Annotated in this window: 12 protein-coding genes; 9 read left to right on the top strand and 3 right to left on the bottom strand. The window is 44.7% G+C overall.

The genetic code is table 11. The annotated features are described in order from the left end of the window. Window positions 1-6: 6 nt before the first annotated feature. Window positions 7-1,239, bottom strand: a complete 1,233-nt coding sequence (locus tag AC23N5_RS22550) for a DUF4271 domain-containing protein (RefSeq protein ID WP_487757353.1) — start codon at window positions 1,237-1,239, stop codon at window positions 7-9. 104 nt (window positions 1,240-1,343) lie between these two features. Beyond that, the gene (gene sucD / locus AC23N5_RS22545) at window positions 1,344-2,219 is read right to left on the bottom strand and encodes a succinate--CoA ligase subunit alpha (protein ID WP_122931681.1); all 876 of its coding nucleotides are present in this window, start codon (window positions 2,217-2,219) and stop codon (window positions 1,344-1,346) included. A 280-nt stretch (window positions 2,220-2,499) separates the two neighbouring features. Here sucD and AC23N5_RS22540 point away from each other — a divergent pair, with 280 nt between their 5' ends. Beyond that, window positions 2,500-3,072, top strand: coding sequence for a DUF6962 family protein (locus tag AC23N5_RS22540; protein WP_028525216.1), 573 nt, complete (start codon window positions 2,500-2,502; stop codon window positions 3,070-3,072). On the opposite strand, the gene AC23N5_RS22535 is transcribed toward AC23N5_RS22540, so the two are convergent. Continuing rightward, entirely contained in the window at window positions 3,069-4,391 is a 1,323-nt protein-coding gene (locus AC23N5_RS22535) for a spinster family MFS transporter (RefSeq protein WP_487757352.1), read from the bottom strand. The genes AC23N5_RS22540 and AC23N5_RS22535 overlap by 4 nt on opposite strands. 90 nt (window positions 4,392-4,481) lie before the next feature. Between AC23N5_RS22535 and AC23N5_RS22530 the strand changes: the two genes are divergently transcribed. From AC23N5_RS22530 to AC23N5_RS22495, 8 genes are all read left to right on the top strand, one after another. After that, the gene (locus tag AC23N5_RS22530; RefSeq protein ID WP_487757351.1) at window positions 4,482-5,588 is read left to right on the top strand and encodes a serine hydrolase domain-containing protein; all 1,107 of its coding nucleotides are present in this window, start codon (window positions 4,482-4,484) and stop codon (window positions 5,586-5,588) included. 104 nt (window positions 5,589-5,692) lie between these two features. Continuing rightward, on the top strand, window positions 5,693-5,902 hold the full coding sequence (locus AC23N5_RS22525; RefSeq protein WP_122931678.1) for a hypothetical protein: 210 nt from the start codon (window positions 5,693-5,695) through the stop codon (window positions 5,900-5,902). Window positions 5,903-6,016: 114 nt separating this feature from the next. After that, entirely contained in the window at window positions 6,017-7,081 is a 1,065-nt protein-coding gene (locus tag AC23N5_RS22520) for a sensor histidine kinase (protein ID WP_183973792.1), read from the top strand. A 12-nt stretch (window positions 7,082-7,093) separates the two neighbouring features. Further along, entirely contained in the window at window positions 7,094-7,873 is a 780-nt protein-coding gene (locus tag AC23N5_RS22515) for a LytR/AlgR family response regulator transcription factor (protein WP_183973794.1), read from the top strand. Window positions 7,874-7,969: 96 nt separating this feature from the next. Beyond that, a complete protein-coding gene (locus tag AC23N5_RS22510; protein ID WP_183973796.1) occupies window positions 7,970-9,199 on the top strand; it encodes a hypothetical protein in 1,230 nt (409 codons plus the stop codon). Window positions 9,200-9,218: 19 nt separating this feature from the next. Continuing rightward, the gene (locus AC23N5_RS22505) at window positions 9,219-10,883 is read left to right on the top strand and encodes a hypothetical protein (protein ID WP_487757350.1); all 1,665 of its coding nucleotides are present in this window, start codon (window positions 9,219-9,221) and stop codon (window positions 10,881-10,883) included. A gap of 242 nt (window positions 10,884-11,125) precedes the next feature. After that, a complete protein-coding gene (locus tag AC23N5_RS22500; protein ID WP_183973798.1) occupies window positions 11,126-11,761 on the top strand; it encodes a Crp/Fnr family transcriptional regulator in 636 nt (211 codons plus the stop codon). Window positions 11,762-11,847: 86 nt separating this feature from the next. Then, window positions 11,848-12,654 carry a sulfite exporter TauE/SafE family protein gene (locus AC23N5_RS22495; protein ID WP_183973800.1) on the top strand — a complete coding sequence of 269 codons (807 nt, stop codon included), beginning with the start codon at window positions 11,848-11,850 and terminating at the stop codon, window positions 12,652-12,654. The last annotated feature ends 17 nt before the right edge of the window (window positions 12,655-12,671 follow it).

Genomic DNA, 12,671 nt, shown 5'->3' with positions numbered 1-12,671 from the left:
AACTTCCTACAGGGCATACCTAACCCCGATGATGAGGGGGATTAATTCGACGATGCAAAGGTACGAAATTAAATATAAACTTTTAACAGTTGTGCTCTTGCTAATTGTAAAGAAGATGAGAATTATCCTCAAAACGTAGAAAATTACGCCTGGTATAAGCAGCATAGAACGTACCAAAACAGTCCAATCAACGATATAAAACGACGTTAAGGCCGCCAAAAGAAGCAGACTGCTGTAAAATAGTAGGGAAGATTGGAGGATTTTGAAAAAGTGGATGTTCGCTACGCCTTCTAGGTTATATAAAGTGCCAAGAATGTACAGTCCCGCGTATTTTGCAAACAGTAAGCCCAAACAAATAAAGACGACCTTGACATAATCAACCCAAGTATCAAAAAGCGATTGGCCAGAGAGAATGAGTTCTTTGGACGAGAATAAATTATATTGTTTGTCTTGGGTAAAAATGTATAAATAGCCAAGTTCAAAACACAAGAGTAACACAAACAACAAGTTGACCCGACTAAAGGGCTTGTTGATTAAAAACGATTCGTCACGGACATCTACCTGAAACAAATCGGGGAGGCTATAGAGCCGTTCGAAGGCGCGCGGATAACCGTTGAAAAGAAAGGCCGCAAAGGAGAGCAAAAACAACATTCCAAGAATGAAAAAATTGGAAATGCGGGCATCTTCTTTGGGAAGAAGATTTAAGAACGATTCTTCCTCGATGGTGATGAGTTTTTCGATGGCGGCTTTTTTATGGCCAATGAGTATCGTCTTGCCAACTTGCCCCGGGGTGCCGTAAAGTGTAAGCATTAGCTGCGGACGGCGATACGCTTTGTACAAACTATCAATGCTCATTACATACCACTGTCCCCCTTTTAGGTTTTGTCTCAAGGAGCTATTCAAAAACAAATAATTGTTTTTATCGACATAGATTAATAATTCATAATGCCGATTGCTTTCAATGTCAACAATGGTATTGATGGAAAGTTGGGTATTGTGCTGCTCGGCCACGTAGGGAACGTATTCTTTTTCGCGTTGGTCATACACTAGCCAATCTTGGGTCAAATCTTTGACCAAGAAGTACTGCTTGTTGGGGCCTACCTCGGCTTTGGCAGCCAATGAAAAAAGAATAAAAAACAGGAAAAAGCAGCGTTTTGGGTAAAAAACACGCGATTTGACCAAGGAAAACAACGTTCCTAAGCTAGAATAGTTGGAAGTACTATGTGTTAAAAAAATCAACGTGTTTGGGCGGCTTTTGTCGATGATATAATCAGACAATAAAAAAACAGGCAACTATCGTTTGCGATAATTGCCTGCAAAATTATACATTTTGACGGTATTTATTAGGCTTTGCCCAATGCTTTCAACATCGTTTCGCCAAGAAGTGCAGGAGATTCTACCACGTGGATACCACACTCACGCATGATACGCATTTTTGCTTCGGCAGTGTCGTCTGCGCCACCGATGATGGCACCCGCGTGACCCATACGGCGACCTTTTGGCGCTGTTTGGCCTGCGATGAAACCAACGACAGGTTTTGTTCCGTTTTCTTTGATCCAATGAGCAGCGTCAGCTTCCATGCTTCCACCGATTTCACCAATCATGACGATACCTTCTGTTTCAGGGTCATTCATTAATAATTCAACCGCTTCTTTGGTCGTTGTACCAATGATTGGGTCCCCACCGATACCGATGGCAGTAGTTTGGCCAAGACCTACACGGCTCAACTGGTCAACGGCTTCGTAGGTCAACGTACCTGACTTAGACACAATACCAATCGTTCCTTTTTTGAAGATAAAGCCAGGCATGATACCTACTTTACATTCGTCGGCAGTCATAACACCTGGGCAGTTAGGTCCGATGAGGCGGCACTCTTTGGTACGGATGTACTCTTTGGCCATCATCATGTCTTTGGTAGGAATACCTTCGGTAATACAAACAATCACCTTGATACCCGCATCAGCCGCTTCCATGATAGCGTCGCCTGCAAATGCAGGTGGAACGAAAATAATTGAGACATCAGCGCCGGTTGTTGCAACAGCATCAGCGACTGTGTTGAACACAGGACGCTCAAGGTGAGATTGTCCTCCTTTACCTGGAGTAACGCCTCCGACAACATTCGTACCGTACTCAATCATTTGTTGAGCATGGAAGGTTCCTTCCGAACCTGTAAATCCCTGTACAATTATCTTGGAATTTTTATTGACTAATACGCTCATTGGTGGTTAGTGTAAAATTGCGTGATTCAAGATGTTAACTTTATTTTATTCAAGACAGGAGTCTAAAATTTTCCAGTAAAAGTAGGTTTAAATGAAGAAAGTACAAAAGTTATTCGTCAAGAAAAATTTTAAATTCAAAAAAAAACGCCCCAATTAGCGACGAAAATGGAGAATATCCCCTACCTTGTTAAAGCCCTTGAGACAGGGATTTTGGGTAGTTTTTTTACGTCAGAGCCTTGTATTAAACGGTTTTTGAACCTAGCCTAAACTTACTTTTTTCATGCTACATCTTTCCAATGCCATTTCCGACGCCGTTTTAGCGCTTGTGTGTATTGTTGCTTTTTTTCGCTTTTTTGCTCGGCAACCTTTTTATAATCGAATTTTGTGGGGCATTTTTTTGGTCACGACGGCACTGGCAGCGGCGGCTGGTGTTTTTAGGTATTTGGGCGTCAAAGATTTGACGGCTACGCATCGTTCGCTTTCTACCTTGGCAGGAAGTGTGGGGTTGGTGGCAGTGGTGGTGGCTATTTGGGCATTGGTGATGCGCCAAAGCATGTCGAAGTGGGTGGTGGTAAGCTCGGTAGGAGTAGGGTTGTTGATTTTTGTGACGTTGCTCGACCCCGCTTACGAAGTGTTTGGTTCGGTGATACAAGCATTTTCTATGCTTTTGGTCATGCTCATCGCTGTTTTTGGGCTAATGAAAAAATACCAAAAAGCGGTTTGGATTGTGGTAGGGGTGATGATTATTGGGTTAGCAACAAAAGTAGCTAACAATCACCTCCCCTTCAATCCCACGGATGTCTATCACTATGCGTTGGCGGCCATGGTTGTCTGTTTTGGTAAAGCCGTTTAGCTTTCGGCTTTGGCATTTTCGATACTTTGAACAAAAGGTTTTAGCCCTGTATATAAAAGGAAGCACGAAAATCCTGTTGCCATGACCAACGTGATGGCGAAAGACAAATGCACTTGATTGGGGTCGTGAAAGAGCTTATCGTTGAGAAGCCCGACCATGAGCGGACCACCGCCCAAGCCAAGTAAATTGACCACAAACAGAAACAAAGCAGAGAAAGTAGCCCGCATAGGCGCAGGTATCATTTCCTGAACCGCTGCCGTAGCTGCGCCATAGGGCATGGAGGTGGCAAAACAGCAAAGTGCCAATAACACCACAAAACCTTGAATGGGGGCAGGCGTAAGGGTGAAAAAAACAAGGACAATCAAGGCTAAAAATAGCCCAATGGACATTCCGATGAAACCTACCCGCATTTTGGCGTCGGCTTTGCCTTGTTGGGTAAGTCGGTCGCTGTAACGACCACCTACAATAACGCCTCCCGTGGAAAAGATGGTAACGATGCTCCCAAGTAACAGCCCCGCTTGGGCTTCGGTGAGGCCGTAGTGGCGAACGAGCAACGTAGGTGTCCATGAGGTGGTAGCGTACGAGCCAAAAGCCATAAAGGCAATGCCGAAAAACAAACACAAAATAGCCTGACGGTTGGCCGCAAAATACCGTTTAACTTCTTGGGTTGAAACGGCGGCTTTGGAAGCGTTTTGGCGTTCGGGCTCTTTGATGGTGAAGGCAATAAGCGCAACAATGAGTAACCCTGGAATTCCGACAATAAAAAATACGCTTTGCCACGGATAAATATCTCCAAAGAAAGGGATGCTCCAAGTCCCTTCGACGCTCACGAGTTTCAGGATGAGGGCTACCAATAAAATGGACAAACCTGAGCCTAAATAAACACCAATGTTATAGATACCTAGGGCTGTACCCAGTTTTTGGCGCGGAAATAAGTCGGTAATGAGCGAATAAGCCGCGGGCGACAGGGCAGCTTCGCCGATGCCTACGCCCACGCGTGCAATAAAGAGCTGATTGTAACTGCCCGTGACCCCGCAAAGGGCAGTCATGATGCTCCAGATAGTAATACCCCAAACGATAATGCGTTTGCGGTTTTTTCGGTCGGCCATGCGGCCAATGGGAATGCCGAGAAAGGTGTAAAAAATGGCAAAGCTAAAGCCAATGAGTAGTCCCACCTGGGTGTCGGTAACGTTAAAATCTCGTTTGAGGGGTTTGACAAGCAAGGTGAGTACTTGGCGGTCGATAAACGACGAAATGTAGGCAAGCATGAGCACCGCTACTACGTACCATGCGTAGCGGAGGTTGGGAGTTGAATTCATGAAGTCGGAAAGGTTTAGGAGATGAGTATGCGTCGGCTTACTTTTGTACTTTCACAATATACTAATAGGAAGCTATTAAAGGCCACAGAAATGCGAAAAATCCTCTTTTTTTTATTGTTATTCGTAGATAATCTACTTTTTGCCCAAATGAACCTCGAAAAAGACCTTGACCAACTCCTGCATCAGCGGTTTGACAAGAATCAAGCAGGCATCGCCGTCATGGTGGTTAAGGAGGGAAAATTGCTTTATAAAAAAGGAGTAGGAATGGCCAATGCGGATACCAAAGAACCGCTCAGTTCACAGTCTAACTTTCGGATGGCGTCGGTGTCTAAGCAGTTTACGGCCATGTGCATCATGTTGTTGGCCAAGCAAGGGCGTCTTTCTTATGACGATAATTTGCTTCGATTTTTCCCTGATTTTGAGGCAACTGTTGGAGAAAAAATCAAAGTACGGCATTTGCTAACGCATTCGTCGGGGATATGGGATTATGAAAATAGCTTGCCCGAGGAGCGTACTACCCAAATTTTGGATGCTGAGGTAGTGGCAATGTTGAGCAAAGAAACCCGAACGTATTTTGAGCCCGGGACAACCTTTCGTTACAGCAATTCGGGTTTTTGCGTGTTGGAACAAATGGTCGAAAAAGCGTCAGGGATGTCGTATGTAGATTTTATAACAAAACACATTTTTAAACCGCTTGGCATGTCTTCCACCCGAATTTATGAAGCGGGGAAGAGTATTCCGCACCGAGCCATGGGGTATGCCAAAAATAAACAAGGAGCCCTCATCGCTTCTGACCAAAGTATTACCAGCGCGACCAAAGGGGATGGCTGTGTTTATACCTCGCTCGAAGATTATTATAAATGGTATAATGGATTGATAAATAACAAGTTGATTTCTTTGGAGGTAGAGTTGAAAAAAGTAGCAATTCAGCTACCAAGCCCATCGCAAGGGCAATATGGTTTGGGCTGGTTTTTTCAGAAAAATGAAACCGAACCGTTGGCGCTGTATCATACAGGAAGTACGTGTGGTTTTAGCAATGGCGTGCTAGTCGTTCCTAGTCGAAAGTATTTGTTTTTATATTTTTCTAATATTGCCGATAATCATGGTATTGAGAAAAAGTTGATTTCGCTTGTCAAAAAACACAACGTCTATGATACTTCGTTTGATTTTTTAAAGATGGTGAATTTAACCAACTAATTCATTCTGCCGAAGAATAGTGAAATAATTGCGACAATCGCGTACTTTTGTGCGTAAAGCGTACGTTCATATATAAGATTCTTACAACCCAAAACGATACGTCCATGGCTCAAAAACTACCTTGGAAAAAAAGTTGGCTATTCATCGGCGTACTTTTTATTAGTAGCTGTAGCATTAGTTCCGAATCGGTTTCGCTCAAAGAAATCCTGCATCAGTCGGCCATCAAATCGTCAACGCCTAAATGCAAAGAAGGGGACTTGGTTTGTTGTAAAAAGACACCCGAACGTTGTCCCCGTACTCGACCCATCATCTAACCGTTGATTTAGTATTTACGACGGTTCAGTTTCTAAATTAGCACTTTCGTACGCAAATAACGAGACTTGCGAACGCACGTGTTTATTTTTGTTAATGACCGTTGATTCACACGCATGAGAACCCGCTTAAACGATAGAAAACTCTTATTTCTCGGCCCCTTGGTATTGTGGGCAGTGGCGACGGTTTTTTTTAATTTACCTACCCTTTGTAAAGACAATTGGACGGCTGCCAAGTTTTTGATGGCGAGCCTTGCTTCGGTTTATTTTTCATGGTTTATGGGGCGCTGGCTCATTGTGGCGGTGCGGCACCGAAATCCAGGGCTAGAAAAAGTCAAACAACGCCTGATTGCGCTGGGTTTTTTGTGCATTCCTGCGGTGGTTATATTGGTGATTCAGCGTTTGCTTTTCTTCGATTATTTTGTTTATAGCAATTATCCCAAATTCGATTGGTTGCATCCCGAAACCCTCTTTATGGTGGGGCTTAATCTGTTTTATTTGGCCATTATTTTTGCCGTTTATGAAAGCCGTTATTTCTTCAGTGAGTGGCTGATTAGCAAGCGAGAAACCGAAGAATTGAGCCGCGCCAACTTAGAAATGCAGCTCGATTCGCTCAAAAACCAAGTGCAGCCCCATTTTTTGTTCAATAGCCTCAATACGCTTCAAGCGTTGGTGAAGTCCAACGAAAACAAAACGGCGGTGAAGTTTATCGGAGACCTATCGCAGGTGTATCGGTATTTGTTACAAAGCAATGAACAACAGTTGATTTCGCTCGAAAAAGAGCTGGAATTTACCCACGCGTATTTTGGGCTGTTAAAAACTCGTTTTGAAGATGGTATTTCGCTTGAGGTTAATATTGACCCTGCTTTTCGCTACGCGCACATTCCACCTTTGACGCTGCAACTTTTGGTTGAAAATGCCGTAAAACACAACATTGTTTCTGTTTCTAAGCCATTGCATATCAAGATATTTACAAATAAAATAGGGGAGTTGGTAGTGCAAAATAACTTGCAGTGCAAACCCAATAATTCGATGCCATCGAGCCAAAAAGGGTTGGTAAATATTACTTCTAAATACAGTCTTCTGCGCCAACCTCAGGTTCAAATCTACAAGAAAGAAGATATGTTTGAAGTGAAACTCCCCCTCATCGACGTAGCTGTGCCAGCGGGGGCAGTGTATTGAGCGTAACTGACTATGAAAGTAATCATCATTGAAGACGAAGCCTTGGCGGCACGACAACTGAAAGCCATGGTACAAGAATGCGACGAAAGTATTGAGGTCGTGACCATGCTCGACAGCGTGGAGGCATCGGTTGCGTGGTTGCAGGCCAACGAAAGTCCCGATTTGTTGTTGATGGACATTGAACTAGTGGATGGGCAAAGTTTTGAGATTTTCAACCAAATAGAGGTGAAAAGTCCCGTCATTTTTACGACAGCCTACAACGAATACGCGATTCAGGCATTTCGGGTCAATAGCATTGATTATCTGCTCAAACCCATTGATGAAAAAGCCCTTCAACGCAGTTTGCAAAAATTTAAGGAACTAAAAAAACTCTACGGAACTACGTCAGATAATTCGTTGAGCATCAATGAGCTGGTGAACGCAATTAAACAAACGAAGCTTCCACAAACCGACTATCGCGAACGTTTTTTGTTGAAACAAGGCTCTCGTTTGGTTCCCATTGCGGTCGAAGATATTGCCTATTTTTACAGCCAAGAACGTCTAACATTTGTTAAAACTTGGGACGAACGTTCGTACGTGATTGATTATACTTTGGATGAATTAGAGTGTATCCTCAATCCTAGTTGTTTTTTTCGGGCCAACCGCCAGATTATTCTTTGTGCCAAAGCCGTGGATAAAGTACACCTACATTTTAATAGCCGCCTAAAACTCGACTTAAAACCCGCTACTGTCGAAGAAGTGTTTATTAGCCGAGATAAATCGGGAGAATTTCGGCTTTGGATGGGGGAATAACCGTACAGAGTTGTCGTAGGTTTTTCGTAGTTTCATGGCCTAATTCTGTTTTGAGCCAGTATTCATCAATAAAACCTAACAACAACCCTTGCAGTTATGGACAGTACTTTATCGCCTGCCGCAGGCGAATCTTCTCGTTATGAATCCGCTGTTTCGAGCCGAGATTTTTTTCTTAACATTCCCCCTTATTTATACGCCGTAGTGTTTTCGTCGCTCTGTGTGATTACGGGCTTGATTTGGGACATTTGTTGGCACATGAGCATTGGCCGCGATGGACTGCTATCGCCTCCGCACGTGGTGATTTACGTGGGAGCGGTTGTGTCTGGGCTATTTTCGGGCTACCAAGTGTTATATACTACTTTCAAAGGCAGTGCGACCGAAAAAGCCAAAAGCGTTAAGATTTGGGGCTTTTTCTACAGCTCATTGGGGGCGCTGTTTTGCATTTGGGGGGCGATGATGATGCTTACATCGGCTCCTTTCGATGATTGGTGGCACAATACTTATGGGCTCGACGTGACGATTCTCTCTCCACCGCATACCGTACTGGCTTTGGGAATTATTGGGGTGCAATTTGGAGCAATTGTGAGTGTGATGTCGGTTAAAAACCAGATGAAAACCGCGCAAATAGACACGGATTTTTCACAACGTCGGCTCAAACGCCTCAACCTGATGTTTGCGCTTTCGGGTGGTTTTTTGATGACGATGTGGTACACCTTGTTGTCGGAAGAACTTGGGAGCTGGGAAATGCACAACGCGAGTTTTTATAAATTGTCGGCCATGGCGTTTCCTATCTTTTTGTTGGCAATGGGGCGGGGCAATGGCGGACGTTGGGCGATGACTTCCGTGACGGCCGTTTATACTGCTTTGATGTGTTTGACGCTTTGGATTATTCCGTTGTTTCCTGCTGAACCTAAATTAGGCCCCATTTGGAATCACTTCGACCATTACCAAGGATTTGCTTTTCCGATTTTGTTGTTACTGCCTGCATTAGCGATGGACTGGCTAATGCACCGCTTTGCGTACCTAAACGATTGGAAGTTGGCCGCCCTTATGAGCCTGGCCTTTGTACTTGTTTTGTTGTTGGTACAGTGGCCTTTTGGGAGCTTTTTACGCGAATCACCCTATTCTCGTAACTGGATTTTTGGAACACACTATTATTATTTTGGTAACGACCCCAATTGGGAATACCGCTACAAATTTGCCCCTTGGACGTTGCAAACCACTTCACAGTTTGCGCTGGGAATGGTATATGCGTTGGGCTTCGGCTACGTGTCGTCTCGGATTGGCTTGGCGTGGGGAAAATGGATGCGAACTATTCAACGATAAAAGAGGGGAGAAGACACGTATGAAAAGGATAGAAATTAGAAAAGTTGCTGCTTTTGTCGGCTTTATCGCCCTGTTTTTAGTCATACAAGTGCAGGCGCACGTTGGTAGTTCGGGGGTGTTGTACCAAGGACAAGCAGGTGGGTATCGGGTGCTGGTAAGCTTGATGCCACCCGATGTGATTCCAGGAACGGCGAATGTGACGGTGTATGTCGAAGAAGGAAATGCCAAAAAAGTAATGGCGCGCCCGATTTATTTCCGAACGGGAGATGAAGGCGCTCCGTCGGCCGACGAACTTGCGGCGGTTGCTGGCCAAGTTGGTCAATTTCAGGGTGTTGTGTGGTTGATGGCGGGAGGGGCGTCAAGTGTCCAAATCACCATCGAAGGCGATAAAGGGAAAAGTGAGTTGGTGGTGCCCATTGCGGCTATTTCTACGGCTCAACGCGAAATGCCTGCGGGGTTGGGGGTGTTGTTGAGCGTGTTGGGATTGTTGTTGGTGGTATTGTTAGTAACCACCATCGGAGCTAGTGCCAGCGATGGGTTATTGAAAGCAGGAGAATCGTTGACGACCAAGCAAAAACGCGCTCGGTTAGTGAATATGGGCGTTGCGGTGGTGGCCTGTACGCTCATTTTGTACGGAGGAAGTAGCTGGTGGAGTAGCTGGGCTGATGACTATAAACAGCATTTATACAAACCCTTAGAAGGAAAAGCAGCGGTCGTTAACCAAAGCGGGGAGCGACTTTTCCAGCTCAAAATTGATACGACGCATTTGCTCAAAACAAGGCAACGAACTACGCTGAGTTTTTTGATACCCGATCACGGGAAATTGATGCACTTATTTTTGGTACGTCAACACACGTTAGACGCCTTCGCCCATCTTCATCCCGAGCGACGAGATACTGCTACGTTTGAGGCGTATTTGCCAAAACTTCCCGCAGGTAAGTACCTCGTCTATGCCGACATTGTGCAACGCTCGGGATTTACGGAAACCATCACCGATACAGTCGAAATTCCTGCTATTCAAGGAAACATTTTTCCTAAAACTGATCCCGAAGATACCTATGTGGTGTCAGACCCGCTGAACAACCCCAAGCGGATTCCTGTGGATGAAAACGTGGTAATATGCGGCAAACCTGGCACAAGCACCAAGCTAAAAGATGGCTCTACGGTCGTGTGGGAGGGAAAATCGAACGTCGCGTTTGAAGCGGGGAAACCCTATCAACTGGCATTTGAAGTGTTTGACCCTAGCGGCAAACCTACGATTTTGGAGCCGTATTTGGGCATGAATGGCCACGCGGCTATCGTGAAATCGGACGGGAAGGTGTATATCCATTTGCATCCCGTGGGGACGTATTCGATGGCCGCCCAACAAAGTATGCAGAGCCGAATTGCGGATACAACCAAAATTTATCGCCTTACGACTTCTCCCAAGATTTTTCGAGATAGCATCGACCGCTACGTGGCAAGCCTCAAGGCAATGGCACCTTCGGAGCGTGACCAATTGTTGATGCAAACCATGACGGGCATGAACGCGCACGAAATGGGCAGCATGAAACACAAAAACCGAATTGTGTTTCCGTATGCCTTTCCCAAGGAAGGACAATACCGTATTTTCTTGCAAATCAAGCGAAACGGACAGGTTTTGACGGGCATTTTTGATGCCATTGTGAAAGCTCCTGCGATGTAGTGAGTGGGGTGGTCTGACTATCGTCTGACCACCGTCTCGGTCAGACGACAGTCAGACCGCATGAGTAGTTTCTTGCAAATCGGGGTGGCCTGACTATCGTTTGACCCCGTCTCAGTCAGACCGCATGAACAGTTGAGAAAGAAAATCAGACTCAACAGGGCTATTTTTGGAACTCAAATCAAAAAAAGTTAATTATTTTGCGAACGGCGTTATTGATAAAAAACACCCCAATCGCAAACTTCATGCAACTAGACATAGAATTTCTTCACTCCCGTTTTAACGGTTTGTTTGAGCTAAACTTGCTCAAAGAATTAGGGCAAGTAGGCACCTACATGGAAATTGAAGAAGGGCACGTACTGATGCGCCCAGGGGCTTATATTCGTAGTGTACCCATTATTTTGAGCGGCTCTATCAAAATCTTGCGCTCCGATACCGACGGTCGAGAGGCATTACTATATTATTTAGGAGGGATGGATTCGTGTGCTATGTCATTGACGTGCTGCCTGAACCGCCGTAAAAGTGAAATCACTGCCGTAGCGGAAGAAAAAACAAAACTAATTTCTGTTCCCGTCGAGAAAGTCGAAGAATGGGTGTCGAAATACTCTTCGTGGAAACAATTTGTGTTTGCCACTTACCAAAAACGATTCGACGATTTGTTGGGTGCCATCGACCAAATTGCCTTCCGAAAACTTGATGAACGTCTTTTGAGCTTGTTGCAACGCAAATCAAAACAATGCGGATGCAGCGTATTTACGGTAACGCACGAAGAAATTGCGGGCGAATTGGCCACATCGCGCGAAGTAATTTCACGTTTGCTCAAACAACTCGAAAAACTCGGTCGCGTCAAGCTTTCACGCAATAAAATTGAATTAATGTAAAAAAAAGAGGCTCTGTGATAATTATCACTTACTGCCCGTAAGCGTCGCTCTACTTTTGCAGCATCATTCAATCCTTCTGCAAGCGTATGAGCACGTTAGAAATTTTCGGTTTTGGAGCCTCTATTTTGATTGGCGTTAGCCTTGGCCTCATTGGTGGCGGTGGTAGTATTCTTACCCTGCCTGTTTTAGTGTATCTTCTTCATCTTAACCCAGTTACCTCAACGGCCTATTCGCTTTTTATTGTGGGTTCCACGTCGTTGGTTGGTTCGTTTACCTACATGCGTAAGGAATTGGTTAACTACCAAGCGGCGATTGTTTTTGCGATTCCGTCGTTCGTTGCGGTCTATCTTACGCGGAAGTATTTGGTGCCTTCGATTCCAAGCTCATTGTTTACGGTGGGCGGCTTTGAATTTACCAAAAATGTCGCCATCATGGTCTTTTTTGCGCTTGTGATGTTGGCTGCTTCTTATTCTATGATTAAAGATAAAAAAGAAGCCAAAGGAAATGATTCAGAGGAGTTGAAATTCAATTACCCCTTGATTGCCCTTGAAGGCGGTGTGGTAGGGATTTTGACGGGAATTGTCGGAGCGGGTGGTGGTTTCTTAATTATCCCTGCTTTGGTGTTATTGGCACGCTTACCGATGAAAATGGCCGTGGGGACGTCGTTGCTCATCATTGCGGCAAAATCACTTATTGGTTTTGTTGGAGATATGTCCAATATGCAAGTGGATTGGCCGTTTTTGCTCGAATTTACCGCTTTGTCGGTGGTGGGTATCTTTGTCGGGACCTACATGTCAAAATACATTCCTGGCGAGAAACTTAAAAAGTCCTTTGGTTGGTTTGTATTGGTAATGGGTGTGTATATCATTGCTAAAGAACTCATGTTCAGTTAAAAAAAAGACTTGTGTGA

The sequence above is a fragment of the Runella sp. R5_40 genome, assembly GCF_057652295.1.
This window is presented reverse-complemented; position numbering and strand designations above follow the sequence as displayed.